This window comes from Methylophaga sp. UBA2689 (assembly GCA_002354555.1).
Taxonomy (GTDB): Bacteria; Pseudomonadota; Gammaproteobacteria; order Nitrosococcales; family Methylophagaceae; genus Methylophaga.
The window spans coordinates 1-26490 of record DELT01000094.1; the positions used below are offsets into that span (position 1 = coordinate 1).

At 45.4% G+C, this 26490-nt stretch carries 29 protein-coding genes; 8 read left to right on the top strand and 21 right to left on the bottom strand.

Features of this window, described 5'->3' with window-relative positions:
- Positions 1-157 precede the first annotated feature (157 nt).
- The 4 genes from B3M51_RS11065 to B3M51_RS11080 all read left to right on the top strand — a co-directional run bounded on the left by B3M51_RS11065 (position 158) and on the right by B3M51_RS11080 (position 3417).
- Positions 158-682 carry a peroxiredoxin gene (locus B3M51_RS11065; protein ID WP_292354327.1) on the top strand — a complete coding sequence of 175 codons (525 nt, stop codon included), beginning with the start codon at positions 158-160 and terminating at the stop codon, positions 680-682.
- An 88-nt stretch (positions 683-770) separates the two neighbouring features.
- The gene (gorA, locus tag B3M51_RS11070) at positions 771-2126 is read left to right on the top strand and encodes a glutathione-disulfide reductase (protein WP_292759232.1); all 1356 of its coding nucleotides are present in this window, start codon (positions 771-773) and stop codon (positions 2124-2126) included.
- A gap of 111 nt (positions 2127-2237) precedes the next feature.
- Positions 2238-2309, top strand: coding sequence for a pyrroloquinoline quinone precursor peptide PqqA (gene pqqA / locus B3M51_RS11075; protein WP_081443609.1), 72 nt, complete (start codon positions 2238-2240; stop codon positions 2307-2309).
- A 121-nt stretch (positions 2310-2430) separates the two neighbouring features.
- On the top strand, positions 2431-3417 hold the full coding sequence (locus B3M51_RS11080) for an NAD(P)/FAD-dependent oxidoreductase (protein ID WP_292483191.1): 987 nt from the start codon (positions 2431-2433) through the stop codon (positions 3415-3417).
- On the opposite strand, the gene B3M51_RS11085 is transcribed toward B3M51_RS11080, so the two are convergent.
- Together B3M51_RS11085 and B3M51_RS11090 are read right to left on the bottom strand one after the other, a co-directional pair.
- Entirely contained in the window at positions 3414-4280 is an 867-nt protein-coding gene (locus B3M51_RS11085; RefSeq protein ID WP_292483190.1) for an alpha/beta hydrolase, read from the bottom strand. The two genes, B3M51_RS11080 and B3M51_RS11085, sit on opposite strands and share 4 nt — an antisense overlap.
- Positions 4281-4347: 67 nt before the next feature.
- The gene (locus tag B3M51_RS11090; RefSeq protein WP_292483188.1) at positions 4348-4755 is read right to left on the bottom strand and encodes a hypothetical protein; all 408 of its coding nucleotides are present in this window, start codon (positions 4753-4755) and stop codon (positions 4348-4350) included.
- Between the two features lie 149 nt (positions 4756-4904).
- On the opposite strand from B3M51_RS11090, the gene B3M51_RS11095 reads away from it, so the two are divergent.
- Positions 4905-6038 (top strand): WG repeat-containing protein, encoded by a 1134-nt coding sequence (locus B3M51_RS11095; protein WP_292483186.1) that lies wholly within the window; start codon positions 4905-4907, stop codon positions 6036-6038.
- On the opposite strand, the gene B3M51_RS11100 is transcribed toward B3M51_RS11095, so the two are convergent.
- A complete protein-coding gene (locus B3M51_RS11100; RefSeq protein WP_292483184.1) occupies positions 6035-7462 on the bottom strand; it encodes a sigma-54-dependent transcriptional regulator in 1428 nt (475 codons plus the stop codon). The two genes, B3M51_RS11095 and B3M51_RS11100, sit on opposite strands and share 4 nt — an antisense overlap.
- Positions 7459-8919 carry a sensor histidine kinase gene (locus B3M51_RS11105; protein ID WP_292483182.1) on the bottom strand — a complete coding sequence of 487 codons (1461 nt, stop codon included), beginning with the start codon at positions 8917-8919 and terminating at the stop codon, positions 7459-7461. Before B3M51_RS11105 ends, B3M51_RS11100 begins: the two co-directional genes overlap by 4 nt.
- A 205-nt stretch (positions 8920-9124) precedes the next feature.
- Between B3M51_RS11105 and B3M51_RS11110 the strand changes: the two genes are divergently transcribed.
- Positions 9125-9502: a DUF4168 domain-containing protein gene (locus tag B3M51_RS11110; protein WP_292483180.1), complete on the top strand. Its 378-nt coding sequence runs from the start codon at positions 9125-9127 to the stop codon at positions 9500-9502.
- A gap of 71 nt (positions 9503-9573) precedes the next feature.
- On the opposite strand, the gene B3M51_RS11115 is transcribed toward B3M51_RS11110, so the two are convergent.
- The 11 genes from B3M51_RS11115 to B3M51_RS11165 all read right to left on the bottom strand — a co-directional run bounded on the left by B3M51_RS11115 (position 9574) and on the right by B3M51_RS11165 (position 19165).
- The gene (locus B3M51_RS11115) at positions 9574-12696 is read right to left on the bottom strand and encodes an efflux RND transporter permease subunit (RefSeq protein ID WP_292759239.1); all 3123 of its coding nucleotides are present in this window, start codon (positions 12694-12696) and stop codon (positions 9574-9576) included.
- Positions 12697-12705: 9 nt separating this feature from the next.
- Positions 12706-13932 carry an efflux RND transporter periplasmic adaptor subunit gene (locus B3M51_RS11120; protein ID WP_292483177.1) on the bottom strand — a complete coding sequence of 409 codons (1227 nt, stop codon included), beginning with the start codon at positions 13930-13932 and terminating at the stop codon, positions 12706-12708.
- Positions 13933-13936: 4 nt separating this feature from the next.
- A complete protein-coding gene (locus B3M51_RS11125) occupies positions 13937-15232 on the bottom strand; it encodes a TolC family protein (protein WP_292483176.1) in 1296 nt (431 codons plus the stop codon).
- 111 nt (positions 15233-15343) lie between these two features.
- Positions 15344-15655 carry a hypothetical protein gene (locus tag B3M51_RS11130; protein WP_292759243.1) on the bottom strand — a complete coding sequence of 104 codons (312 nt, stop codon included), beginning with the start codon at positions 15653-15655 and terminating at the stop codon, positions 15344-15346.
- A 32-nt stretch (positions 15656-15687) separates the two neighbouring features.
- The gene (locus B3M51_RS11135; protein ID WP_292483171.1) at positions 15688-15948 is read right to left on the bottom strand and encodes a hypothetical protein; all 261 of its coding nucleotides are present in this window, start codon (positions 15946-15948) and stop codon (positions 15688-15690) included.
- 25 nt (positions 15949-15973) lie between these two features.
- Complete coding sequence (locus B3M51_RS11140; protein ID WP_292483169.1) at positions 15974-17362, bottom strand: sodium:solute symporter family protein; 1389 nt, start codon at positions 17360-17362, stop codon at positions 15974-15976.
- 124 nt (positions 17363-17486) lie between these two features.
- Positions 17487-17678, bottom strand: coding sequence for a YjfB family protein (locus B3M51_RS11145; protein ID WP_292354295.1), 192 nt, complete (start codon positions 17676-17678; stop codon positions 17487-17489).
- 42 nt (positions 17679-17720) lie between these two features.
- Complete coding sequence (locus B3M51_RS11150) at positions 17721-18077, bottom strand: hypothetical protein (protein WP_292483167.1); 357 nt, start codon at positions 18075-18077, stop codon at positions 17721-17723.
- 75 nt (positions 18078-18152) lie between these two features.
- On the bottom strand, positions 18153-18587 hold the full coding sequence (locus B3M51_RS11155) for a phage holin family protein (protein ID WP_292483165.1): 435 nt from the start codon (positions 18585-18587) through the stop codon (positions 18153-18155).
- A 43-nt stretch (positions 18588-18630) separates the two neighbouring features.
- Positions 18631-18900 (bottom strand): DUF883 family protein, encoded by a 270-nt coding sequence (locus B3M51_RS11160; RefSeq protein WP_292483163.1) that lies wholly within the window; start codon positions 18898-18900, stop codon positions 18631-18633.
- 79 nt (positions 18901-18979) lie between these two features.
- On the bottom strand, positions 18980-19165 hold the full coding sequence (locus B3M51_RS11165) for a hypothetical protein (protein WP_292483162.1): 186 nt from the start codon (positions 19163-19165) through the stop codon (positions 18980-18982).
- Positions 19166-19378: 213 nt separating this feature from the next.
- Here B3M51_RS11165 and B3M51_RS11170 point away from each other — a divergent pair, with 213 nt between their 5' ends.
- Positions 19379-19543, top strand: a complete 165-nt coding sequence (locus B3M51_RS11170) for a DUF1328 domain-containing protein (RefSeq protein WP_292483160.1) — start codon at positions 19379-19381, stop codon at positions 19541-19543.
- 298 nt (positions 19544-19841) lie between these two features.
- Positions 19842-20573 carry a Crp/Fnr family transcriptional regulator gene (locus B3M51_RS11175; RefSeq protein ID WP_292354283.1) on the top strand — a complete coding sequence of 244 codons (732 nt, stop codon included), beginning with the start codon at positions 19842-19844 and terminating at the stop codon, positions 20571-20573.
- On the opposite strand, the gene B3M51_RS11180 is transcribed toward B3M51_RS11175, so the two are convergent.
- From B3M51_RS11180 to tpx, 6 genes are all read right to left on the bottom strand, one after another.
- Positions 20570-21196, bottom strand: coding sequence for a nucleotidyltransferase family protein (locus B3M51_RS11180; RefSeq protein WP_292759250.1), 627 nt, complete (start codon positions 21194-21196; stop codon positions 20570-20572). The two genes, B3M51_RS11175 and B3M51_RS11180, sit on opposite strands and share 4 nt — an antisense overlap.
- Positions 21197-21200: 4 nt before the next feature.
- Positions 21201-22190: an XdhC family protein gene (locus B3M51_RS11185; protein WP_292483157.1), complete on the bottom strand. Its 990-nt coding sequence runs from the start codon at positions 22188-22190 to the stop codon at positions 21201-21203.
- Between the two features lie 2 nt (positions 22191-22192).
- A complete protein-coding gene (locus tag B3M51_RS11190) occupies positions 22193-24511 on the bottom strand; it encodes a xanthine dehydrogenase family protein molybdopterin-binding subunit (RefSeq protein WP_292483156.1) in 2319 nt (772 codons plus the stop codon).
- On the bottom strand, positions 24508-24972 hold the full coding sequence (locus B3M51_RS11195; protein WP_292483155.1) for a (2Fe-2S)-binding protein: 465 nt from the start codon (positions 24970-24972) through the stop codon (positions 24508-24510). Before B3M51_RS11195 ends, B3M51_RS11190 begins: the two co-directional genes overlap by 4 nt.
- Positions 24973-25129: 157 nt before the next feature.
- Complete coding sequence (locus tag B3M51_RS11200; RefSeq protein ID WP_292483153.1) at positions 25130-25777, bottom strand: hypothetical protein; 648 nt, start codon at positions 25775-25777, stop codon at positions 25130-25132.
- Positions 25778-25910: 133 nt separating this feature from the next.
- Positions 25911-26405, bottom strand: a complete 495-nt coding sequence (tpx, locus tag B3M51_RS11205; RefSeq protein ID WP_292483151.1) for a thiol peroxidase — start codon at positions 26403-26405, stop codon at positions 25911-25913.
- Positions 26406-26490 lie beyond the last annotated feature (85 nt).

Sequence of the window (26490 nt, forward strand, 5' to 3'; positions counted from 1 at the left end):
TGGCGATTGATATCAATAGTCAGACCCAAGATTAATCGCTTTTACCGATTAATAAAACCGAAATAAGTTGTTTTATTAATCATTATTGTTCCGCTACACTGCTCATAACTGAATAAATGTTCAGGAAACCACTACCCCAAAAAAGGAGATTAACAACATGACTCAACGAGTACCTAATGTCGTTTTTAAAACCCGTGTAAGAGATGAAAGTATTGGTGGCGATAACCCTTTCCGCTGGCAGGATGTTACGACCGATGAAATTTTCAAAGGTAAAAGTGTCATCGTCTTCGCATTGCCTGGTGCGTTTACCCCGACCTGTTCAAGTACCCACTTGCCAGGTTATGAAGAACACTATGATGAGCTGAAAGCAAAAGGCATTGATGAAGTTTATTGTCTGTCCGTAAATGATGCTTTCACCATGTTCCAATGGGGCAAACGTCAGGACGTGAAAAAAGTCAAATTGCTGCCGGATGGTAATGGTGAATTTACCCGTGGCATGAACATGCTGGTGAAAAAAGAAAACCTGGGCTTTGGTGAGCGTTCATGGCGTTACTCAATGCATGTGGTGGATGGTGAAGTGAAAAAACTTTTTGCTGAGCCAGGCAAGATGGATAATTGCCCTGATGACCCGTTTGAAGTCAGCGGCGTGGATACCATGCTGGATTATTTGAATAAACAATAATGCTGTATTAGCCACATTACACCGGACCTGTGACCATTCAGGTCCGGTATTTTTTTGTAAAGTTAAATGGCAGACAGGAGTTTTTTAGATGCAATACGATTACGATTTATTTGTTATTGGTGCCGGTTCAGGTGGCGTTCGAGCCAGCCGCATGGCGGCATCATATGGTGCAAAAGTCGCAGTATGCGAAGATCGTTATCTGGGCGGAACTTGTGTAAATGTCGGTTGTGTACCTAAAAAACTTTATGTTTATGCTTCTGAATATTCAGCCCATTTCAACGATGCCAAAGGCTTTGGCTGGCAAGTCAGTAAACCGGCTTTTGACTGGGCGACGTTACGTGATAACAAAACAGATGAAATCAGTCGTTTGAATGGTGTCTATGAAGGCATTCTGGATCGTGCCGGCGTTGAGATAATCGATGGCAGAGGCAAAATAATTGATGCCCATACGGTGGAAGTAAATGGTAAGAAATTCACCACAGAACGAATTTTAATTGCTACGGGCGGCTGGCCATTTATCCCGGATATACCCGGTAAAACCCATGCAGTGGATTCCAATGGAATTTTTGATTTGGCAGAATTCCCTAAACGCCTGGCGGTTGTGGGCGGGGGGTATATCGCCGTGGAGTTTGCCGGTATTTTTCATGGCTTGGGTGCTCAAGTCACACAAATTGTCCGTGGTGGCGGATTACTGAACGGTTTTGATAAAGAGACGGCTGAATTTGCTGCAGAGCAGATTCAACAAAATGGTGTGCATATTCACTTTAATACCGAAGTGAAATCAATTAAGAAACAAAAAGATGACAGTTTATATTTAACCATGTCGGATGGTCATCATTTAACGGTTGATACCGTGTTATTTGCCACCGGCAGGAAACCACATCTCGATGGATTGGGACTGGAAAATGTTGACATCAAGCTTGGTAAAAGTGGACATATCGAGGTTAATAAAACCTTTCAGACGTCTGAACCCAGTATTTACGCCCTGGGCGATGTAACAGGTGGTATGGAACTAACACCTGTAGCATTAGCCGAGGGTATGGCATTGGCTGGCTATCTGTTTGATAAGCAACCTTGTAAAGTGGATTACAGCAATATTGCCACCACAGTGTTTTGTCAGCCCAATATCGGTACTGTCGGTATGACGGAAGAACAGGCACGTAAGGAATATTCAAATGTATTGAAATATCGCTCAAACTTTCGCGCGATGAAACACACCTTGGGTGGCTCGCAGGAACGCACTTTAATGAAGTTACTGGTCGACGGTGATACTGATAGAGTGTTAGGAGCACACATGGTGGGAGACTCAGCAGGGGAAATTATGCAGGGCATAGCCATTGCGATTAAATGCGGGGCAACCAAAACAGATTTTGATGCAACGATTGGCATTCATCCAACTGCAGCGGAAGAGTTTGTCACTATGCGCACCCCGGTAAGTGATTAATCAGGAAAATCCTGAGTCCATTCGGGTGTATCACTGAGGTTTTAGTTGTTTGAACACGTTAATCTATACCTAAGTCAGCAAACGCTGATATCAAATTTGAGGAGAATGATTATGTGGACTAAACCAGAATATTCAGACATGCGTTTCGGTTTCGAAGTAACAATGTATATCTGCAACCGTTAATACGCAGTTATAAAAAAATAAAAAACCTCAGTCTTCGGACTGGGGTTTTTTTTCGCCTGTCAGAAACCTCTTCATAACCACTTTGGTCTGATTGCCGAATTCATTACCTCCTCGGATCCACATGAGCAAAATTGCAATTATTGGCAGCGGACTGGCAGGACTCACACTGGCTCATCAGCTTCAGCCCTATGCGGACATTCATTTGTTCGAAAAAGCTCGCCGTGCTGGCGGCAGATTGGCATCACGCACCGCGGGCCCATTTCAGTTTGATCACGGTGCCCAATTTTTTACAGTTAAAACGCCACGGTTTGCCGAATTTATTCAGCCATTAATCAAAAAGCAGGTGATACAACGCTGGGATGCATATTTCGCAGAATTCGCCGGAACTGAAAAAGTAGTAGAACGCCAGTGGAATGCAGACTATCCACATTATGTTGGCAGTCCTGATATGCAGGCGTTTGCTCAGGCACTCGCTGCGCCCTTGAATATTCAGTTTAATCAGCAAATCACCCATCTTAAGCAACAGAATGGGAAATGGTGCTTATTGCATCAGGAGACGCAAATTGCGAATGATTTTGATTGGGTGATCAGCTGTCTGCCAGCGAGACAAACCGCCGATCTTTTACCAAAGGAGTTTGCCAGCCACCACTCTATTGAGCACACAAAAATGCTGGCCTGTTACGCGTTAATGCTGGGCTTTAATGATGCCCCCACACCCGACTGGCAAGCAGCGTTAGTTCGCAATGCAAAAATAAGCTGGATGTCGGTTAACAGCTCTAAACCTTCTCGCTCCGGTGGGTTTTCAATGGTGATACAAGCCAATAATGTCTGGGCAGAAGAAAACCTGGCAGTCGATGATGAGCGAATCAAACAACAGATGCTTGATGAAGTGCATCGTGTCAGTGGACTGGATATTGATAAAGTCAGTCATATTGATTTAAAACGCTGGGTCTACGCCAATATTCCTGCTCAAACTGGTCAACAGGCTTATCTGGATAACACACTAAAACTGGCGGCTTGCGGTGACTGGTGCATTCAGGGTCGAGTTGAGTCGGCTTTCAGTAGTGCCGATACATTGGCACAGCAACTCATTCTGGAGTTAAGCTAATCTCGATATTTTTCAATAAATGTTGTGATTGGAGCAAGTAAAGCACCTTCTCCACGCAGAGGTTTTGCCAGCTTGGCAACCATAGCCACATGGCCGTACCCATCAAATTCCACCAATTCTACTGAATTACCATGCTGCTTGAGTTTATCTGCCAGTCGATAACTGTTACGTGGGAGTACAGTACGATCATCAGTGCCTACCAGCAATAACATCGGGGGATGATCGTTGGTGACAAAATTCACTGGCTGACTTTGCCATTGACTGCTTTCATTGCCAAAAATTTGTTTTAAGGTCTCACTTTTCAGTGGCAGGAAATCATAGGGTCCAGCTAAACCAATCATTCCCTGCAACTGCTGTGGCTGCATATCAACCTGCTGCAAATAAAGCGGATTCACCGACAACATGGCAGCAATATGTGCTCCGGCAGAGTGTCCGGCAATAAACAGTTGCTCAGGATCACCGCCAAACTCTGCAATATGCTGTCTGGTCCAGGCCACTGATTGAGCAGCATCTTCGATAAATTGAGGAAATACAACTTCAGGGTAGACTCGGTAATCAGGAATAACCACAATGACTCCCTGTGACGTCAGTGCTTCTGCAACAAATTTATAATCAGCTTTTTCACCGTCTTCCCAGCCGCCACCATAAAAGAAAATGACAGTGGCTGGTTTTCTGGTTGCTGTTGAATTCACTGGCTGATAGATATCCAGTTTCAGGCGCGGATGATCGCCATAAATGAGATCTGCTTGATGTTGATAACCTGACTCCGGCACCATGGCGTTTAATACGGTTACCGGTGAACAAGCACTTAATGAAAGCGCCGAGAGACTACCTAATAAACTTTGAATAAACTGGCGAAGCACGCAAACATTCCTGAAGTTGATAGCTTAACCAGACTGACTAAGCGAGCCGGAGGTTCCTTGTAACGGACTAACGAGCATAGGAATGAAGCTTATTGCAGACTTTCTCTGCATCTTTCAAGTTACGTTTCGCTTTCTTGACCCGCTTATCTTCAATCATCGCAATCATACCGACAACGCCAATCATACTGGCAATCGCCCCGGCAATCCCGCCCGATAACCAGGCAATAAGCATCGCCAGTCCAATTAAGCCAAACACTTGGATTACAGTAAATTGCGACGCCAGTTTTTCTTTGCGGCAGGTCGTTAATCTTTGCTCCCAAAGCTGAATCAGTTCGGCCAGCTCATCGTCAGTCAACACATTGAAATTAACATAGTATTCCAGACCAATAATCTCGTCATTATCATTGCGTGAACTCAGATCAATGGTTTCTGCCATCATTTTCAGCGCTGTATAGGTATCTTCATCCTTTTCCATACATACTCCATCAACATTGTTGATTCACTATCGCTTAAGCTGCAGTGGGGACCTAGGGCCTGTTATCACAACAGTTTATTTTCACAAGGTTTTCACCCAATCAAGAACAGACTTATCATGGGAATAATTCCCGTAAGGTGGGTGACGTTATGAGTAGAAAACTATTTAAAACATTGGGATATATTCTGTCAGCGCTGACATTCGCCGGCTTCTCTGCCAGTCATGCTGTTCAGCCTACCATGGCTTATGTAGAAAATCTGAAGATTGATCTTATTTTTGATGATGCTGGCAGTTTTAAAAATGACCGAGCGGCGGTAATGATTGCCAATCAGGGCATTGCACAATTTGCCATGATCAATCCCGATGGTGAAATTCTTTTCACCGCTGATGAAATCAATGATTTGGATAGCGGCGTCACCGCCTATCGCAATGATAATCTATGGGGCATTGTAGATCGAAATGGAAAAATAATACTGCAGCCCACCTACCCGAAAATTCAATCTTTTAAACAGGGATATGCTGCTTTTATCAAGGATGGCTCCTGGGGCTTTCTTAATACTTCTGGTCAGGAAGTAATCCCGGCCAAATATGACAAGGTTGGGGTTTTCTCTCAAGGTCTGGCCGGTTTCAGAGTCAATGATCAATGGGGCTATCTGAATACTGAGGGAGAGGAAGTCATTAAGGCACAATTTGATGAAATTCAGATCTTCAGCGAACAACGTGCGGCCTTTAGAGTGGGTGAAGAGTGGGGATATATCGATGCCGAGGGAAAACAATTAATCACGCCAGCATTTGCCCAGAGTCGGGTATTTCGTGAGGGTTATGCTGCCGTATTTGTTGATGGTAAGTGGGGGTATATCGATAAAGAAGGTGACTGGCTGATCCGTCCTCAATTTGATCAGGCCAAAGCATTTGGTGAGGGTTTTGCCGTCATTAAACAAAATGGGCTATACGGTTTTATTGATTCCAGTGGAGAAATAGTGGTTAAGCCTTATTTTGATGATGCCTGGAATTTCCGCGAAGGTTTAGCCCGGGTGGAGAAAAACGCCAAGGTTGGCTATATCAATACCGAAGGCCAGATTGAGATTGAACCGGAATATGTCTGGGCATATTCATTTTCGGATGGTTTGGCGGTGATAACCTATAACTATCGTCAGTATGGTTATATTAATCGGCAAGGTGAAGTGGTTATCGAACCCCAATTTGAACATGCTCAACCGTTTAATGAAGGGTTAGCGGCAATAAAAATTCGTAATAAATGGGGTTATATTTCGAAGGATTAAGCCGTATCCTCCGCCTCATCAGTTTCTTCATCGAGCCAGCGATACAAAGTACGACGACCGATTCCCAGTAAAGCAGCGGCACGACGTTTATTACCATCCACCTCTTTTAAAACCATATTTACATAACGTTTTTGTAACTGATCCAGAGTTGGCAATACAGCGCCGGCCAATAACTCATCATTGTGCCTATCTGTTTCAGGGCTTGCCATCGCCGGTTGTGTCGGTTGATTTTCCAGTAAGCGAGCGGGTAAATGCTGCGGTTGCACCCATTCTTCGTTGCAAAAGGCAAACGCTCTCTCTACGACATTATGTAGCTCTCTGACATTACCAGGAAAAGCATAGTCACGAATAATCTCCAGTGCCTTATCGCTAAAACCCTGAATTTTACGTCCCTGAGCAACCACCAGTTGTTGTAAAAACTGCTGCGCTAAAATCTCCCTATCCTCTTCACGGTCACGTAGAGGAGGAACCGACAAAGCAAAGGTTTCCATACGATAGAATAAATCTTCCCGAAAACTGCCTTCAATAACTTTTTGTTTCAAATCCCGATGGGTGGCCGCAATAATACGGACATCCACTTTTTCTTCGGTATCATGGCCCACCGGCCGAATCGATCCATCCTGTAAAGCGCGTAATAGTTTTGCCTGTAGTGCCATTGGCATTTCACCAATTTCATCAAGTAACAGGCTGCCACCATTGGCTTCCTGCAATAATCCTTTTCGGGCTTTTTTGGCACCGGTAAATGAGCCAGCAGCATGACCGAAAAATTCACTTTCCAATAACTCTTGCGGAATGCCGGCACAATTCACCGCTAAAAATGGTCCATCAGCACGATCACTTTCTGCATGTAATGCTTTGGCGACCAGTTCTTTACCGGTTCCACTCTCACCATTAATCAAAACAGGCCCCTGAGCCCGGCCAATAACTTTAATCTGCTCAAACAAATTACGCATGGCTTCACTGCGACCAAACATCTGATGAAAAGCGGGCTGGCGATTGAGTTTACGAAATTGAAACAGCTCATCATGTAATTTACGGGTAGCGACCACCCGCTCGACCGCCAGCAGAAAATGTTCCAAATCCAGCGGTTTGGTTAGAAAGTCATCGGCCCCCGCCTGTAAAGCCTGTACTGCCTGACGCACACTGCCAAATGCCGTGATAACAATCAGTCCAGGTCGTTGTTCTTCCGGCCAGTGGGTGACAACCTGCTCAACTACCTGCATTCCATTACCATCCGGCAAGCGCAAATCAGTGACAATCAAAGCTGGTTGATTAATGGTAAGCCAGTCCAAAGCCGATTGAACCTGATGGTGTACCTCCAGATTCCAGCCTTCAGCTTCCAATTCATCCGAAATCAGTCTGGCTAACGCCTGATCATCTTCTATCAACAAGATAGGCAAATTTTTATTCTGTTTTATCGTCATGCGGTTGTTCCGGAATCTGTTGTTAAAACCAACGGTAAAATCAGACTGAACCTGGCGCCACCCAGTGGGCTATGACTCAACACTACTTCCCCCTGATGTTCTCGCAAGATCCGTTTCACAATAGCCAGCCCCAGACCACTGCCTTCACCCGGTGTTTTGGTCGTGACAAATGGATCAAAAATCTGAGTTTTCTGCTCCTCGTTAATGCCAGGGCCAGCATCATCTACATGGATTTGTAACTGTTCTCCATCCTGCTCCCAGGAGAGTTCAACCGGCCCATCAGGACAGGCCTGACAGGCATTGCGTAATAAATTGATCAAAGCCTGTTCCAGGCTCAATGAATCGCCTTTAATTGTCGATATGGGCCCCTTAACAAGATTAACTTTATAACCTTGATTCGACAGCAAAGCTTCTGCCCTTTCGACCAATGAAGTCACATCAAGCTCACGAATTTCAGTACGTGATGAACGGCCAAAACTAAGTAATTGTTGAATAATCGAGGTCATTCTGGCTGCTTGCTGACGAATTTCATTTAACTCTTTTACGTCTCTTTCGTTTTCCAGGCGCCTTAATAATCGGCTGGCTCGTCCATCAACCACTGTGAGCGGTGCACCTAATTCATGAGCCACACCGGCCGATAATTGTCCAAGCGCTGCCATGGTTTCAGTTTGCCTGAGTCTTTCTGCCATTTGCTCTCGTGCTGATCGTTGCTGAGCTTCGCTTTTCTCTGCAGCTTCAATCGCATTGAGCATGCCATTGAGTCCTTTTGCCAATTGGCTTATTTCAATTGGGCCCTGTTCTGCTGCCCGGTGTTCTCTATCCCCCTGGCTCACTCGCCGCATGCTCTCAACCAACTTCTGCAATGGCGTTTCAATGGCACGTTGATGGGAGTAGGTAATCACTCCAAGAATGATTAATGACACCAGTCCAAAGCCGCCCCAGGCCCAATATTTTAATTCGGTCAACTCACGATCAATATCACTACGCCGACGTGTCACTTGTAATAGGCCATTAGGCTGGCCAGTCGCATCAAATATAGGCATAAAAAAGGAATACACATTACGTCCACGTATCCGTTCATATTGTGCAAATTCACCTTCGACGATTTGTTCAAGTGCATCCGTTGCCTGTTCTTTTGTCGGATTAACGACACCAAAACTGCTTAACCGCTTACCATTAGCATCGAATAAATAGGCTCCATATACCTCGGTAATACCAAAAACCGACGCCATACTGTTTTGTAACTGATCCAGATCCTGCCGTTCCAGCGCCTGAGAAACCGGTAAATGAATGGTTCGGGCCACTTGCTGTAAGTCCCGCTGCATTCTTTCCTCTATAAATTGGCCCACCATTGATAGACCAATCGCGAGGATCATCGCCAGTACCAGTAACACAGGCAATGCAACCTGCATGATCAACACTAATCGCAGGTTGCTGAAAATGGATGGAAAACGCATTAAATGTTCTCTTAATAAACTTGAATTTATGGCACATGGGCCAAATTGACACACACCAAAGCACTCGTCAAGCTTCAAATAGGCTTAATAAGATGTAACAAAAAATATTTTATTTAATAAATACAGAAGCTTAAAAATAGTTTGGTTTCTGGCATGATTGTCGCAATCGCATGTATGTGTTCCACACTCAATAAAGGAAAACACCATGAAAAAAACAGCTATTTTTGCTTCAATCTTAATGGCTTTAGGTCTAAGCGCTCCTGCTTTTGCAGAACAACCACAACAGGCAGCTCCTCAAGCTCCAATGCCTGAAACTGCTCCAGCAACTGATTTCAGTGATACTGAGTTGCAAAAATTTGCCGATGTTCAAGATGATCTTGAAGAAATTCGTGATGAATATTCAGGTCGTCTGGAAAGTACTGAAGATCCTGACCAAGCCGCCCAGTTACAACAGGAAGCCAGCCAGAAAATGGTTCAAACCGTTCAAGATGAAGGTCTGGATGTTGAGACATATAGCAATATCGCTTTAGCTATCCAAAGCGATGCTCAATTACGCAACAAAGTACAATCTATGCTGAACTAAACATGCTTTAGCTACGTATGACGTTAAAAGGCCGGGGCTCACCCGGCCTTTTCGTTTTTAGCCAACCGGCCTTATTTGGATTTGAATCGATAGGCTAAAAAATACAAGGCGGGTAACACCATCAACGTCAATAACGTTGAAGAAATAATTCCTCCCACCACAACCGTAGCTAATGGACGCTGGACTTCAGCACCGGTTCCCGTATTCAATGCCATCGGCAGAAACCCTAAACCGGCTACCAGGGCAGTCATCAATACAGGTCTTAACCGTTGCATAGCACCGTCGAAAACAGCTTCCAGCAATACCAAACCCTGTTCACGCAGCTGTCGAATAAAAGTCAACATCACCACGCCGTTTAAGACGGCTATCCCCGATAAAGCAATAAATCCCACTGCCGCAGAAATGGATAACGGCATATCCCTTAACATCAGTGCAATCAGTCCACCGGTTAATGCCATTGGTACGCCGGTAAAAATCAGCAAAGCATCTTTTAATGAATTAAACACACTGAACAATAACATCAGGATCAGCAACAGTGTTACGGGCACCACAACCATAAGTCGCTTGCTGGCCGATTCCAATTGTTCAAAGGTTCCGCCATATTCCAGCCAATACCCGGCTGGCAAATTGAGCTGTTGTGCATTCTGTTGTACATCCGCTATAAAAGATCCCAGATCCCTATCCACCACATTGGCACTGATAATGACGTGACGTTTGCCGCTTTCACGGTTTATCTGATTGGGGCCGCTAATCGCTTTAATATCGGCAATTTCACCCAACGGCACATAAGATAAATCTGGATCATCACTGTCAGGTAATGCGATCGGCAGTTTCGCCAATCGGTCGGGATGCTTACGTATCTCATCTTTTAAGCGAACCACGATTCGGAAACGTTTATCCCCTTCATAAATCAAGCCGGCAGAGGTACCGCCAATCGCCGTTTGAATGCTTTGCTGCAGACTGGCGATATCCAAGCCCAACAGAGCCAGATGATCACGTTGTGGCTCAATGGATAACATCGGCAAACCTGTCAATTGCTCCATCCTTACATCTGAAGCACCAGTAACACCTGACAACATTTGCTCAGCCTGACCTCCCAATTGATAAAGCGTCTCCAAATCATCGCCATAAATTCGTAATGCCACGTCTGCACGAACCCCGGCAATCAATTCATTAAAACGCATTTCAATCGGCTGGGTGAATTCATAGAGATTTCCCGGCACCGCTTCCACAGCTTCACGTAGTTCCGCCAGGAATTCCGCTTTGCTCAATTTAGGTTCAGGCCATTGTTCAATTGAGTGCAAAATAACAAAGGTATCCGCAACACTTGGTGGCATCGGGTCGGTAGCTATATCTGGCGTACCAATTTTCGAATAAACATGTTTGACCTGAGGAAACTCGGCGATCACGGACTCAAGCTGATTTTGCATCGACACAGATTGTTCCAGTCCAGTGCCGGTGACACGCAATGCGTGCAAAGCGATGTCACCTTCATCCAGTTGGGGCAGAAACTCGCTGCCTAAACGCGAACCATAATAAACTGTGATACTGACCATCACCGTGGCCAGTAACACAACGATAAAAGGCAGACGTAAAGACAGACTTAACATTGGCCGATAAACCCAGCGCGCCACTCGCATAATGGGATTTTCCTGTTCGGCCACCTTGCCGGTGATCAATACCGCCACCGCAGCCGGCACAAAGGTTACTGCAAATATCAAAGCCCCGGTTAACGCAGCCACCACAGTAAACGCCATCGGATGAAACATTTTGCCTTCAACACCACTAAGGGCAAAAATCGGCAGATACACCAGCATAATAATGAACATGCCAAATACCGCCGGATTAAACACTTCACGGGTACTCTCAATCACCTCCGCCAGGCGTTCCTGCAAGCTTAATAAACGCCCAAGACGTTGCTGTGCCAGCCCCAATCTCCGCAAGGCATTTTCCACGACGATCACCGCACCATCGACTATCAGTCCAAAATCAATCGCTCCCAGACTCATCAAATTGCCCGACACTTTGTTACTAACCATGCCGGTAATGGCAAATAACATACTTAATGGAATGACCAGTGCTGTGATTAATGCTGCCCGAATATTTCCCAGCAATAAAAACAACACTACAATGACCAGCAAAGCGCCCTCGAACAGATTTTTTTGGACTGTTTTAAGTGTTTTGTCCACTAATGTGGTCCGGTCATATACCGCTTCAGCCACAATACCTTCCGGCAAACTCCGATTTACCTGCTCCAGGCGTTCAGCAACTGCTCTGGCGACCACTCGACTGTTTTCGCCAATCAACATAAACGCCGTACCTAACACAGTTTCCTTTCCATCCTGGGTCGCAGCGCCGGTGCGTAACTGTTTTCCGTAAAATACCTCGGCCACATCCGCTATCCGGATCGGCGTGTCATCACGTTTAGTAATCACAACATTTCGAATATCTTCCAGAGAAGTTAACTGGCCTGGCGAACGTACCAGCCACTGTTCGCCATTACGTTCAATATATCCAGCACCCGCATTCTGGTTGTTGCGAATTAATGCCTCGCTGAGTTCGGCCAGGCTGACTTTATAGGCCAGTAGTTTGGCTGGATCAGGGGCCACCTGATATTCACGTTCATAACCACCGATACTGTTGATCTCAGTAACGCCAGGCACTTTTACCATCTGGGGACGGATAATCCAGTCCTGTATAGTGCGTAAATCTTCTGCCGTATATTCAGTGCCATCGGCTTTCAACGCATCCGATTTCGCACGCACACTGTAGGTAAACACCTCTCCCAAACCAGTGGCGATCGGTCCCATCTGCGGTTCTATGCCAACAGGTAATTCGCTGCGAATGCCCTGCAGGCGTTCGTTTATTAACTGCCTGGCAAGATAAATATCCGTATCTTCTTCAAACACCACAGTGACTTGAGATAACCCATAGCGTGATAAAGAACGGGTGTAATCGAGATTGGGTAAGCCGGCCATCGCATTTTCGACGCTATAGGTAATTCGCTGTTCAACCTCCAACGGTGAATAACCTTCTGCTTCAGTATTAATCTGCACCTGAACATTGGTAATATCCGGCACAGCATCAATATTAAGCTGGAAAACGTTGTAAGCGCCCACTCCGACAATAAGAAGTGTTATAAAAAGAACTAACCATCGGCGTTCGACAGAAAATTTTACAATAAAGTTAATCATCTTCTGCTCCTAGTGATCATGGGTGGCGCCGGATTTAAGCACCTCTGCCTTGAGCAGAAAACTGTTTGTCGTCACATACTGGCTGCCTGGTTTTAACCCCGAAAGCACTTCGATATAATCCGCTCCCTGTTTGCCAAATGTGAGCATTCTGACTTCAAATGTATTGCCATAACGAACAAACACCACCGGCATATCCCGATAGGATTGAATAGCACTGTGTTTTACAGCCAGTTCAGCAGGGTATTGTTCAACTGTCACTTCAGCATTAACATGCATACCAGGACGCCAATGCCCCGCTGCATTGGTAATTTCCGCACGGGCCCGGGCAATGTGACCTCCGGTCATTTTGGGGGAGATGTAACTGATTTTTCCCTCAGCTGATTCATGTTGATGTAAATCATTCACCTTGACCGGCATACCGACCCGTAATTGTTCGATATCGGCTGGAAACATCGACAGCTCAACCCAGACTCGGGATAAATCACTAACTTCCAGCAAACTGCCCATATCACTGTGATCACCGGCATTGGCCATACGCCGGGTGACTTCACCGTTGGCTGGACTACGGATAGAGTAGCTTTGTAAAGTGGTTTGATTACGCACGGTCACTAGCACCTGACCTTTTTTGACTTTATCGCCGGTGTTGACCATCACCGATTCAATAATGCCGGGATACGGCGCATGCACCCGATACTGGCGGTCCTCCGCTACACTTACTACACCATAGAGGGAATTGGTTATTGATAAGGTTTGTGGTTCAGCTGACTCAGTTTCTATTCCTGATAGCGTTATCATGCGATCCGCTATCGTGCTGCGACCTTCAAAACTTTCATAGTGCCAATGATGGGACTTACCCTGATATTCTGCTTCCACAACCACTTCAAATGAATGTGGTTCGTCTATAACCGTATCCCCTAACAGATAATCAGCTTCGGTCGTAAAGTCGATAAGATTCTGCTCATCGTCCAGCCGCGTTAACGTTACCGTTAAATTGATCTGCTGAGGATCGACTGGCTTTCCATGTTCATAGGCATAAACCCGCATTTCCGGTGGTACGCCCTGTTCATAAATGGTTATTTCCACCGCAAAGTTTTCATTTTCCAATAACCGTCCACCATGCGGTCCTTCGAGGGTTTCTTCGTGATCATGCTGTTCTTTATGAGCATGATCGGTCGCCGCTAGAACCACTGAACTCGACAGTGCCAGCAGGCTAAAAAATAAGGTGCTTAATTTCATCGGACTATTCCTGATAACTGGCAGTAAAGATTGAGCGGCTTAAAGGCATTCCGGTTAACCGTTCAAGTTCAAGTAACTGGGTATGTACAGCGGTTTGTGCTTCAATCAGATCTCGTTCAACAGTGAAGGCTTCGCGTTGTGCATCAATCCATTGCAAGACGTTGTATTGCCCTGATTGATACCCGGCTTCCGTCTGTTTCAACAGCTCATGCGTCAAAGGCGTCAGCGTTTTTTGCAGCCGATCGATTTGTTGATGGTTATTCAGCATGGCCTGATAGATTTCCAATAAGGCCATCCGCAATTCGGTTTGCGTCAGCTGTTGCTGCAATAAGCCAGCTTCATATTCCGCATGTGCCGCCGCGATATTGCCCTGATTGCGGTCGTATAACTGCAGCGGCATTGAAAAACTGAACACCAGAGCATTGTCGTTTTGGCCTTCCAGACGACGAATACCGGCGCCGAAGCTGAAATCAGATCTGGATTTAGCTTCACTCAGACGTAATTGGGCTTCACGTAAGCGGATTAAGCTATGGCTCTGTAAAAATGTCGGGGAATGCAGAATGGCCTGTTCCAACGTATCCTGTTCCGGCAAAGTTGGCAGTTGCTGTAATTGCCCTTCCAACTGGGCAAAATCGACTTCTTCTCCCCAACTGGCTGCAACTTGCTGATAAGCAAGTTTGCGTTGTCCATTTAGCTGTTGCTGTCTGGACTCAGAGCGTTCAAGCAACAATTGCATACGTAAAACATCTGCCTGACCAACCGCTCCGGCAGCAGCCCGTTGTTGTATAACCTCCAAGGCCTGCTTCTCAATCTGAATACGCCTTTGATTCCAGCTTACTAATGCATCTATCCGTAACGCCTGCAGATACTTAGCGGTCACATCAGAAAGCGTGTCCAGACGCTGGATCTCAAATTGCTGTTGCAATTGACTGGATTTGGCATCGACCAGATCGACGCGTTTCTGCCGTTTATCGCCCATTTCAACAAGCTGGCTTAACGATAACGTGAATTCCGCACCGGAAAGACCCCGACTATTGCCGGTGCCCAGCACATTTTCCAAATCTGCCTGTAATTGCGGATTGGGTGGCAACCCAGCCTGCAGTTTCTGCGCTTCAAGCGCTCGCTGTTGATAAGGAAATTGTTGTAATCTCGGACTCAGTAATAACGTGCGCTCTAGCGCTGTGGCCAGATTCAGACTCGTTTGGTTATCCGCATGCACTGCTGACGTCGCTAACAATAAAGAGGTCAGCAACAGCGCTATCAATACCCTGTCGGCGAGCGAATTTAGTTGATAATTCATGATGAACTCCATAACACCACCTGCTGAAAAGCCGGCAGCTAAACATTAAATTGTTTAAAACGTTATGAAGTTAAGCGTTGGGGGGCGGTAAAAGAGGGGAATAATACAAAGTCACCAGCTGACTGCTGCTGGTGTTAGCAACGGCATCAGCCGACTGCTGCTGGTGTTAGCAACGGCATCAGCCGTCCGAGCCTGAAAAAATAGTGAATAACTGACTAAATCCGCAACCAGGTGCAAATGCAGCTGATGATCATGATCAATATCCTCATGCTGATAGTGATGATCAGCATGGCTATGCGCAATACTCAAATGGGCTGAATAATGATCGTCGGGGAGATGAGCCACAGATGCACTAACGCCACTGACCATCAATAAATTGATGATTACAAATATAGCCGTCAGTATGCGTAAGCGGTGAGTCATTAATCAATTCTAGCGTGATTGCATAGTTAAAGTCAGCCTTTTAACAACACGGCATTTTCAGGAATATCCTGTTTTAACGTTTCACAGTCACCCTGGGCCGGTTGCTGTTCTGGAGTACGGTTTTTATACCAGATACGGCAAAAACCCGGTGACGGAATATATTCAGCAGGTACTGCGCTGGATGATCCCGAATAACGATCGCTGTTGACGACACCATAAGCAGCACAACTGCTCATAGCAGCCAGTATCGGCAATATCAGTAGTCGTTGAAGACAGGTTATCGATAATTTCATCTTGTAATTCCTCAGCAATGTCTGGCTATTGAGCATCTGCCAGTTTGGCGGCTTTTGCAGCAGGTCTATCAACGCAAGTAAAGGCAATTAAGTTGGCAAAAAAACCAACCACCAAAGCATCAATCTGCCATGGCTGCTGTAAAACCACATTCCAGACAATGGCAGAGCCGATTCCAGCCACCGCTCCGGCAATAAAACGTTTACGACTCACATAACAGCCCAGAATTGCCATCGTCAAAGGCACTAACACGGTTGGGGCCCAAAAGTTATACGCATAAATCAGAATATCGATTACGCTATCAATCGATAAAGCAAAAACCATTGATGCAATGCCCACTAACAATGTGACCACACGAGCGAGCATTAATTCTGCTTTGGCGGTTAATGGTGTTTTTCGTAATGGCCTGACAATATCATTACTGAAGGCAATTGATGCCGAATTTAAAAACGAGTCTGCTGAAGACATAATGATAGAAACAATGGCTGCTGCCACAATACCTTGCAGGATTGGCGGCACAGCCTGTTGAATAACATAAGGCATCGCTAAATTAGCATCTAGTGACGGCTGCATGGCTAATGCCACTAAACCAATCAAACCGGTAATGGCAAAAAACGGAATCGAAAACAATCCGCTTAATAATGACCCACGAATAACATCTTTACTGCTTTTACCAATTAACAACCGTTGCAAATAGGGTGGTACCAACGTTTCACCCAGCATGAATGTCATAAATAACGATAATAATGCAATAACTGCCAATGGTTCTGTGGGTAAGGTAAAGTGCGTTGCAGGTAAATTGTTTTGCATGGCCTGCCAGCCGCCAACATGCTGTAAACCAAAATACAATGTCATCGGGATGCCGAAGGCCAGCACGATAAACTGAATAATATCGGTCCAGACCACGGAACGCATTCCACCAACCGTTGCATATGCGATAACAATGCCGCAACCAATCAATACGCCCCACACCCGATCAACATCGAGAAACAGGTTAAACACATAACCCATAGCACCAATTTGGGCGCCGAGGATCCCCGCACACAGGGCGAGCGAAAATACACCACTGAATAGCCGGGCCCCTTTACCGTAATGTTCATCCATAATATCGCCTACTGAAATGGCATTTGGATAACGCATCATTTGCGGTGCAATATAGCGGGCGACCAGAATTTCTTTTATGCTAAAGCCCCATAACGCAACAATATTACTGATGCCAACCAGAAATACCTTTTCGGCATTTCCCATGGAAAATCCACCACCGATAAACGATGCCGATAAAGTGGCAAATATCACCAGCATGCCAAAAGATTTCCCTGCCAGAGCATAATCCTGCATGGTTTTTATGCCACGTCCGGCCCACAAGCCTATAAGCAGCACAAAAAACAGGTAAATAATTACAACAAGGGTTTCCATATCCACTTATCCAAGAAATGAAGTCTGGTAGAAGCTTACGTGTTTTTCAGGCATTAAAAAACCACCCGAGACAATGTCTGGGGTGGTTTCAATAAAACTTGTACTATGAAACGTTAAATTCTTGTCACACTTTTACGTTAATGATGTTGCCTAAATTTCCCTGAGGCACCGGAACAGCATCCAGTAATTTCAATACTGCCTGGCCTTGGGCCTCAATCTGATCATTGCTAAGTTTAAGCGTCGCAACCATTTGTTGCTGGGCTGACTGCTGAACGGACAACTGACTTGCCATTGCAGCAACATTCGTTGTATCCATCTATGCCTCCCTAAAACTTATTCTAAATGTTATATCGGCAGCTTATTTCAAAACTTTATCAGCAATTTGTTCAACAACAAACCCCAATACCTGCCGTATTTCATTTCGTGGCTGATCTTCCATCTCAGCAATCTCAGCAGCTGAGTGACCTTCAGACCAATGTTGACGGACAATACGCATTTTTTCAGCCGTTAATGAACTAAGCACTTCTGCTGTCATTTGATCCTCTATAAATTCAGGATCTACTTCACTTAGCTCCAGCTCACCGGTTACCGGCATTCTATCCTGCTGTCCCCATCTTTCCAGTAACAGACCCGCTTTGCTGATCCGTTCCTTACGCTGGTTTTGCAAGGCTTCAATCCGCACTTTACCAGCAGTACGATTCAGTTTTTTTCCCACAGCACACCTGCCTGACGTCAATGAACTGAATGTTAATAACTTTTGATGACCAGCCAATTAGCGGTCAGAAAAGCATTATTTTTCTTCAAAGAAACGCTTAAACACGTCTTTCGCCGTATTACGCGTGTCTTCATTGTAACCGACAACCAACCCGGCAAGTAAAGTCGCTAAAACCGATTTGCCAGGATGCTGATGTACAATCTTGCTGAGTGCAGGTGTAATAACTGCTTGCAGAACATTTTCCAAATCATCCACATCCGGTTTATTGGACCTCTGTACGCCCGAGGATGCCTGTTTTGTGCGGTAAACTGCAAATTTTGCTACCAACATCACCAGGATGGCAGTAAGAGCATAACCACCAGCGGTGATGACGGCAGCAATATTTGGAGGGTAATGAGTCAATAACGCAAGATAGACGGCATAACCAGCGAAGCCAAGCGCAAATATGCCTAACAGAGTTGCCACTGCTAGTGCTACGGTATTAATTTGTACTCTTGATCGCCAGCCCATATATATCTCCTGTGGCTTGTTTCCATATTATAATGAGATGGAATTACCGATCCAGGATTTTACCAAGAACCAAACCAACACCAAATGCGACAGCCATACTGCTGTAAGGGTGGCTTTCTACTTCGCTTTGGACTTTGCCAAACGATTCTTTCACCTGGTCCTGAGCCTGTCCTGCCGCGACTTTAACACGATCCTGGCTATCTTTGGCATAAGCGGAGGTCATCTCTCTTAATGTCTTTGTGACTTCTGCAAAATCCTTACGTAAAGTATCCAGTTGTTCCTGAAGTTCCTGATTGCTAGCTTGAGTTGCCATTTGACTATCTCCTTGAATAAAGTTTACTGATTAAAACTGTTTAATCTTTGACACCAGTGTTAAACCAATTACTTCAAAATTAATCGGTTGCTTCTTCTATCGCGTCACCACTTTCTTCTACGCTTTCATCGATGGCTTCACCTGCTTCTTCTGCTGGACCTTGATCTTCACATGCTGTGAGAAAACCGGCACCCGATAAAACAAAAGCCATTAATAAGACTTTGGATAAAAAGCGAAATGGATTTGAATCAGTATTTTTGAACATAATCATTTACCTCATACTTGAAGAAATTAAACATCGGAAAAAATGTATAAATCGGTTATTAATTTTGAATTAGTGAAACATTTTTTGACTCACTTTTTCAAGTGTACTCTCAAGCTAACTTTTTGAGTTAAATTTCGCTTTAACCTGTGTTAAGGAGCTTTTTTTTTAAAAATCCTATGGTGTAAGTCCTTTCAACTTTAACAAGGATATACCATGATTAGTTGGGCGTTAACATTTCTGATTATCGCAATTATTGCAGGTGTTTTAGGCTTCAGTGGCGTTGCAGGAACTGCAAGCAGTATTGCCTGGATTCTATTTGTGGTGGGTTTAGTACTTGCATTAATATTTTTTATCACCGGACGCAGACCTCCGCTTTAACGCAATTCATTATTAAAAGTTTCTAAAATTAATTAATTAAAATAATCAAACAAGGCCAAGATTATAAATCTAGGCTCATCATTAACGCAGGATTGAAATGAGATAAAGTCACCCCAGCCATTTAATTTATTTGGTTGGCTTTGCCTACCAAATAGTTAAATGGTTACCTTTTGGCACTGCCCGTTTTTCGGGTAGTGTCTTTTTTTTGGATTAACGATAATTTATTAGATTGACTTCGCATATTTCCGGGGTATATTTCATTCCCATCATATTTTCTTAGTGGATATTAGGAACGCTTATGAGCTCCCCTTTGACTGAGAGTTGTATAGTTCATCAGTTTCAAAAATTCGCTGATCTCAACCAACATGAAATCAGTTTATTGCAGGCATTGGAAAAAGATCCCCGAAATTTTGAGGCCGATCAGCCAATGGCCATAGAAGGCGGTAAAGCCGAACGTTTTTTCACCCTCCAGTCAGGCTGGGCCTGTGCCATGCGCACACTTGCTGATGGACAACGCCAGGTACTGGATATTTTCCTGCCAGGCCAGATTCTTGGTCTGCGAGAAATCAGTTTTGATCGAAACCTTTCAGAATTCCGTACATTGACAGAAGTAAGAGCCTGCCCTTTTCCCCGCCAGCGTCTGACTGAAATCTTCGATCAAGCTCCGCGTTTGACCGATTTGTTTTTTTTGATCCTTGCCCGGGAGCAATCCATGCTGATTGAGCGGGTCATTAATATCGGCCGACGCAGCGCCGTTGAGCGGCTGGCCCACTTTATTGTGGAAATGAAAGTAAGGCTCAATGTCGAAGCTGATAAATTTGAATTACCCATGAATCAAACGATTATTGGAGACACATTAAGTCTGTCTTCGGTCCATGTAAGTCGTACCTTTAAAGTACTACGTGATGAGGGTTTACTTGAATCCAATAATGGCGATATTCATATTCTGGATCTGGAAGGTCTTATTGATATTTCCGGGTTTGATCGTAATTATTTAGAAAGTCACTCCAACTGGGCCAGAGAGGACTAAATCTTACCTAAACGCTCGATAACAGTCACATCATCAATGGAATCAACATCTGTTAAAACCCCTTTATCATTTGTCTTAATTTTGTGAATCTTATCCGCCTCTCGCTGTAACAGGTTTTTGGCACCTGTATCCCCCTCTAACGCCAACAACTCATCTTTATAAACACTATTAAACCCAACCGGGTGACCACGTTGATCGTCACAATAGGGTGCCGTAATGTCGGCACCCTGCTTTAGATTAAGACATAACTGCTGTAACACGGCTTGTGGAATTAATGGCATATCGGCCAGACCAATGACCCAGCCGTTAGCTTCCGCTGTAGAGTCTATAGCAGCTTTAAGGCTGAAGCCCATGCCATACATTGCCTGCTCGGCTTCAATCAGATTAAGTTTTTGATGTCGTTGATCCGACCAGCTAATAATCGCGTCTTTTAACAATGGGTTATGCGGCCGGATGACAATACATAATTCGTCAAAAACAGAACACCACAATTGCAGTGTATGTTGAATCAATAGTTGCCTTTTATTCGCTATCGTTAGCTCATGTAACAGTTTGTCAGCACCAAAACGTGATGATTGTCCTGCGGCCAGAATGATCCCAGTGGGAGAGGTTTGTTGGTTCATTTAACTAAATGACGGATTGAACTTCTGCAGCCTGACTGGCTTTTCTGGTCAATGTTGATCGCCTTAACTGAATTAACTCAGCCAATATGGCGATAGCAATTTCAGGCGGCGTTCGGCTACCAATGGATAAACCTACCGGTCCATGCAATCGCTCAATTTCCAAAGCCGACAAATCAAACATCGCCAAACGTTGACGGCGATTGGCATTATTTTTTTTGCTACCCAGAGCACCGACATAAAAAGCAGCTGACTTGAGCGCTTCCAATAACGCCATATCATCCAGTTTGGGATCATGTGTTAGTGCCACAATGGCGGTATGTGCATCCGGTTGCATGGCCAGCACTGCATCATCCGGCATAAGGTTGAGCAGCTCTACTCCATCCACGTCCCAACTTTCCCGCATTGCATCACGCGGTTCACAAATTGACACCTGATAATCCAGCGACTGGGCCATATCCGCCAGATAAGCCGATGTCTGGCCTGCACCGATAATCAATAACCGCCATCTTGGTCCATAGACTACAGATAGGTGCTGATCTGTGATTTTCACTGCAGTATCAGTTACTTTGGCATCGCTGCAATGCGACTGAAGTGAAGAAAGGTTTAATTCACGTTTTATTAATCGATGACCATTTATTGCATTGAGAATTTCAGCTACCCAGACGCTATTTTTAACAGGCTCAACTACTAGCTCCAATGTTCCGCCACAAGGCAAGTTAAAGCGTTGGGCTTCATCCCGGGTTACGCCATACACCATCAATTTGGCCTGCTCTGCTGGCAGTTCACCGGACACAGCTTTACTGGCCAGATCATCTTCAATACAGCCTCCAGAAACCGATCCGACCAACACACCATCACTGCGTAATACCAGCATGGCTCCCGGTTGACGTGGGCTGGATCCGAAGGTTTTCACCACCGTCACCAACCATACCGCCAAATCGGCTTCCAACCATTTCTGCAGTGTTTTAAAGACTGAAAGATCGACACTGTCCATAATCAGCTTTCCAGTTGATAGCGAATGGGTAAATTGCGGATCCGCTTACCGGTCGCAGCGAAAATAGCATTGCATATTGCCGGTGCAATCGGTGGTAGACCAGGTTCGCCCACGCCACCTAATGGCGTATTAAAATCATCTGCAGGTAGTAAATGCACATGGATTTCGCGAGGTGATTCATTCATTCGAGTCACTTGATAACTATCAAAATTATCCTGCTCGACTGCACCGTCTTTAAAACTGATTTCACCGACGGTTGCCAGACTGACACCCATGATGCAGGCCCCTTCCATCTGTGAGCGTATTCGCTCTGGATTTACCTGAGGCCCACAATCCACAGCAATATCCATTCTCGGAATAGTTAACTCACCATCTTCTGACACCTCCACCTCTACGATAGCAGCGGTATAACTGACAAAACTGTAATGTGTTGCCAGCCCGAGTCCTCGCCCAGCCGGCAAGTCGCGTCCCCAGTTGGCTTTTTCACAAACGGCTTCGACTACCCGGCGTAATCTGCCTGTATCTAATGGATATTTTTCCGGTGATTCCCCATAGTTCCATTCATCGTTCAGTTCTACCGGATTAATTTTGCGTGCCGGACCAATCAGTTCCAATAAAAATGCTTTGTGATCACGGTCCAAATCATGGGCCATTTCAGCAATGAAGGACTGGATCGCAAACGCCCGTGGAATATTGGCCACCGAACGGAACCAACCAATCCGTGTATGGGCCTTGGCTTCCGGGTTTTCTATTTGCACGTTGTCGATGGCAAACGGGATATTCATTACCCCCATGCCCAGCTCAATCGGCATTTGATGAACTGAAGAAGCATCAAAGGTTGACGATATCGATGGCGCTACGGTGCGGTGTAACCATGCCGTGGCTTTACCATCAGCATTCACCGCGGCTTCAAGATGTTCTATTGAGACAGTATGCAGGTAGCCATTGTGTATATCGTCTTCACGAGACCAGGTGACCTGCACAGCACGTCCCTGCATTGCCCTGGAAAGTAATGCGGCTTCGACTAAATAGTCAGGCTTGGATTTACGACCAAAGCCACCGCCCAATAATGTGACATGAATGGTGACATCCTCGGGTGACATTTCCAGCCATTTGGCAACGGTGTCTTTACTGGCTTGCGGTGCCTGGGTGGGGGCCCAGACTTCACACTTGCCATTCTGAATTCTGGCTGTTGCAACGGGTGGCTCCATCGGCGCCTGAGACAGATGTGGAATGTAATAATCTGCTTTGTAGGTTTTATCTGCAGTTTCTAACGCTTTTGCCACATCACCGCTGCTACGGAGCACTTTGCCACCCGAGCTTGAAGCGGCTTCCAGCATTTTCTGGCGGTATTCATCGGTGTTATAACTGGCGTTTTCACCATGATCCCACTCGATTTTCAGCTTTTCACGCCCTTGCATGGCCGCCCAGGTATTTTCCGCAATCACGGCCACACCGCCTAACGGATTAAATACAGCAGGTGGTGGGCTGCCTTTCAAGAGCACGACTTTAATTACACCGGGGACTTTCAGAGCTTCACTGTCATCAAAAGACTTCACTTTGCCACCGTAGACCGGTGGACGGGCAATCACTGCGTGAACCATTCCGTCAACTTGCACATCAATACCGTAGATAGCTTTACCGGTAACAATATCTTCACCATCAATCAACTTGGTGGATTGCTTACCGATATAACGGAACTGATCCGGGTTTTTTAAGCGTAAGGTTTCGCGTTCAGGAACATCCAGTGCTGCAGCGGCTTTTGCTAGCTCTCCGTATCCCAGTACTTTGCCGGAAGGCCGATGTTTGATTTGGTGATTTTCAGCAAAAACCTCATCTACTCCCACACCCCAATGAGCTGCCGCAGCCGCCTCCAGCATCATTCTGGCTGCTGCACCGACATTTCGCATCGGCATAAAGAAGTGTCTTACACTACGCGAACCGTCCGTATCCTGATTTCCATAACGTTCTTCATCACCGGGGGCCTGGATAACTTTGACTTTCTCCCAGTCAGCTTCAAGCTCATCGGCCACGACCATCGGCAGGCTGGTCCGCACCCCCTGCCCCATTTCTGAGCGATGGCTGACAATCGTTACGCTGCCATCTTCCGCTATCGCAACAAATATCAATGGATTATCAACCCAGCCATGAGGCATGGCATCTCGTCCATATTTGGGGGCTTCTTCATCCTCTGCAAAGCCACTAAAAGGCATGCCCACGGCTAGTACAAAACCTGTTAAGGCAAAGCCTTTTAACAAATTACGGCGACTGATATTGGTGATTTCAGTTTGCAGGCTTTCATTTTTCAGTGAGGTGTTCATTGAGCACCTCCGTTATTGGTAGCGGCCAATTTAATTGCATCTCGTATTCGATTATATGTACCACATCGACAGATATTGCCACTCATTGCATTATCAATATCAGCATCGCTGGGGTTCGGGTTGTCACGCAATAAAGCGGTAGCTGAGACCACCTGGCCAGACTGACAGTAACCACATTGCGGCACACCCAGCTCTACCCATGCCTGCTGAATTGCCTGGCCAACTTTATCTTTACTGACTGCTTCCACAGTAGTGATTTGTTTGCCTTGTGCTGCACTTATCGGGGTTGAACAGGAACGAATTGGCTGGCCATCGAGCATTACCGTGCACGCACCACATAGTGCTTTGCCACAACCAAATTTAGTGCCGGTCATGCCCAGCACATCGCGTAAAGTCCAAAGAATGGGCATATCTTCAGGCAAATTAACTTCATGACTCTCGCCATTGACTGATAATTTCATGAGGGCTTTTCCTGTAATTAATGATAAATGTAACGGGCCTTAGAGCTTGTTAAGTCTCAAGTCCTTGTATCTGCTGACAACGTTATCAGCTGCATATTATGGTTAGATTAACGATACGAAATTATCGTAAAGTTGCATATAAAAGCTGTCGGGCTCGCTAAGATTTAGTCACCATCGACTCCAACATACCGTTCACAATACGAGGAGCTTCATCGGTTTTGGTGCCACGAAATGTTGAGACCAATAATTTGGCTTCGTTGTAAGCGGTATCAATTTCCTGACGAAATAGCTCCCGGAAACGCTTACCGCCCATAATAAAAGAACCTTGCTGCTGGGCTATCTGCTCAAAAATCTGGTTTTCAGTGGCATTATCACTTTGCACAATTAATTGCCCAGCCAGACGACTGAATACCGGAACGGCCATAACAAAGGTAATCAGTTTGTTGACTTCTCTGGGACTGCGTTGTTTCCAGTACTGGGCATATGAAGAAATTTTACGAAAGGTACGCCAATCCACTTCGGTCAGTTGTGCTATTGGCCCAGAAGGCTGCGCGCCATCAAACAAATGTTCGAGATCCACACAAAATGCATGATAATCGGGTAAGGCGGCCAATGACAGTTGAGTCGCTATGTTAGCGATATCTGCCTCCAATTCTTCGCGGGGTTCCAGCGCTCTGTCATAAAAGATAACTGATGAATGGAACTGTAAAGTATTGCTGTTCTGCCAGAAACGGATAGCCTTCAGCTTCGGATGAAACTCCGCGATCACCGCCACTGAGGCAAAAAGTTGATCCAGATTATCCATATCGCCCGCTCACTAATAATCACTATTGCTGGGACAGAACAATAACTAAAAATGTTCAGCAGATGCAGGGAGCAATCATAAAAAAATCCCGATGCCGAACATCGGGATTTTAATATTCATCCCTAAAAGTTAATCAATTCAGGGCATTTAGTGCAGCGTCATAATCTGGTTCATCAGCGGTTTCAGCCACCTGTTGGGTGTAGATAACTTTACCGTTTTCATCAATGACTACTACAGCACGGGATAACAGACCTTTTAACGGACCAGTTTTAACTGTAACGCCATAGTCTTCACCGAAACTTGAACGAAATGCTGATCCCACCTCAACTTTATCAAGGCCTTCAGCACCACAAAAGCGGGCCAAAGCGAAAGGCAAATCTTTTGAAATACAAACTACCGTGGTGTTATCAAGCGCAGTCGCTTTTTGATTAAATTGACGAACTGACATTGCACAGGTGTCAGTATCAATAGATGGAAAAATATTCAGTACTATGCGGCCACTTATGTCAGCTAAATTCAGATCAGACAGATCGTCTTTTACTACTGAAAAGTCAGGCGCTTTATCACCAACTTTTGGCAGATTACCCACGGTCTCAAATGGGTTTCCTTTCAATGTAACTGTTGCCATGAGGTTCCTCCTTACTAGTTATAAATAGAACAGCGAGCCTACACCCAAGCATTGGGAAGTCAAATCTATGCGTATCGGCAGAAGA

Bases quoted from the DNA above. Each gene is read 5' to 3' on its own strand.
- B3M51_RS11195 (WP_292483155.1), bottom strand. From the start codon at position 24,972: ATGAAATTATCAGTCAATGGCGAGAGTCATGAAGTTAATTTGCCTGAA.
- B3M51_RS11065 (WP_292354327.1), top strand. From the start codon at position 158: ATGACTCAACGAGTACCTAATGTCGTTTTTAAAACCCGTGTAAGAGAT.
- B3M51_RS11140 (WP_292483169.1), bottom strand. From the start codon at position 17,362: ATGGAAACCCTTGTTGTAATTATTTACCTGTTTTTTGTGCTGCTTATA.
- B3M51_RS11170 (WP_292483160.1), top strand. From the start codon at position 19,379: ATGATTAGTTGGGCGTTAACATTTCTGATTATCGCAATTATTGCAGGT.
- B3M51_RS11160 (WP_292483163.1), bottom strand. From the start codon at position 18,900: ATGGCAACTCAAGCTAGCAATCAGGAACTTCAGGAACAACTGGATACT.
- B3M51_RS11115 (WP_292759239.1), bottom strand. From the start codon at position 12,696: ATGATTAACTTTATTGTAAAATTTTCTGTCGAACGCCGATGGTTAGTT.
- B3M51_RS11145 (WP_292354295.1), bottom strand. From the start codon at position 17,678: ATGGATACAACGAATGTTGCTGCAATGGCAAGTCAGTTGTCCGTTCAG.
- B3M51_RS11120 (WP_292483177.1), bottom strand. From the start codon at position 13,932: ATGAAATTAAGCACCTTATTTTTTAGCCTGCTGGCACTGTCGAGTTCA.
- B3M51_RS11135 (WP_292483171.1), bottom strand. From the start codon at position 15,948: ATGAAATTATCGATAACCTGTCTTCAACGACTACTGATATTGCCGATA.
- B3M51_RS11165 (WP_292483162.1), bottom strand. From the start codon at position 19,165: ATGTTCAAAAATACTGATTCAAATCCATTTCGCTTTTTATCCAAAGTC.
- B3M51_RS11090 (WP_292483188.1), bottom strand. From the start codon at position 4,755: ATGGAAAAGGATGAAGATACCTATACAGCGCTGAAAATGATGGCAGAA.
- gorA (WP_292759232.1), top strand. From the start codon at position 771: ATGCAATACGATTACGATTTATTTGTTATTGGTGCCGGTTCAGGTGGC.
- B3M51_RS11080 (WP_292483191.1), top strand. From the start codon at position 2,431: ATGAGCAAAATTGCAATTATTGGCAGCGGACTGGCAGGACTCACACTG.
- B3M51_RS11110 (WP_292483180.1), top strand. From the start codon at position 9,125: ATGAAAAAAACAGCTATTTTTGCTTCAATCTTAATGGCTTTAGGTCTA.
- B3M51_RS11125 (WP_292483176.1), bottom strand. From the start codon at position 15,232: ATGAATTATCAACTAAATTCGCTCGCCGACAGGGTATTGATAGCGCTG.
- B3M51_RS11105 (WP_292483182.1), bottom strand. From the start codon at position 8,919: ATGCGTTTTCCATCCATTTTCAGCAACCTGCGATTAGTGTTGATCATG.
- B3M51_RS11100 (WP_292483184.1), bottom strand. From the start codon at position 7,462: ATGACGATAAAACAGAATAAAAATTTGCCTATCTTGTTGATAGAAGAT.
- B3M51_RS11130 (WP_292759243.1), bottom strand. From the start codon at position 15,655: ATGACTCACCGCTTACGCATACTGACGGCTATATTTGTAATCATCAAT.
- B3M51_RS11095 (WP_292483186.1), top strand. From the start codon at position 4,905: ATGAGTAGAAAACTATTTAAAACATTGGGATATATTCTGTCAGCGCTG.
- B3M51_RS11155 (WP_292483165.1), bottom strand. From the start codon at position 18,587: ATGGGCTGGCGATCAAGAGTACAAATTAATACCGTAGCACTAGCAGTG.
- B3M51_RS11200 (WP_292483153.1), bottom strand. From the start codon at position 25,777: ATGGATAATCTGGATCAACTTTTTGCCTCAGTGGCGGTGATCGCGGAG.
- tpx (WP_292483151.1), bottom strand. From the start codon at position 26,405: ATGGCAACAGTTACATTGAAAGGAAACCCATTTGAGACCGTGGGTAAT.
- B3M51_RS11175 (WP_292354283.1), top strand. From the start codon at position 19,842: ATGAGCTCCCCTTTGACTGAGAGTTGTATAGTTCATCAGTTTCAAAAA.
- B3M51_RS11180 (WP_292759250.1), bottom strand. From the start codon at position 21,196: ATGAACCAACAAACCTCTCCCACTGGGATCATTCTGGCCGCAGGACAA.
- B3M51_RS11190 (WP_292483156.1), bottom strand. From the start codon at position 24,511: ATGAACACCTCACTGAAAAATGAAAGCCTGCAAACTGAAATCACCAAT.
- B3M51_RS11185 (WP_292483157.1), bottom strand. From the start codon at position 22,190: ATGGACAGTGTCGATCTTTCAGTCTTTAAAACACTGCAGAAATGGTTG.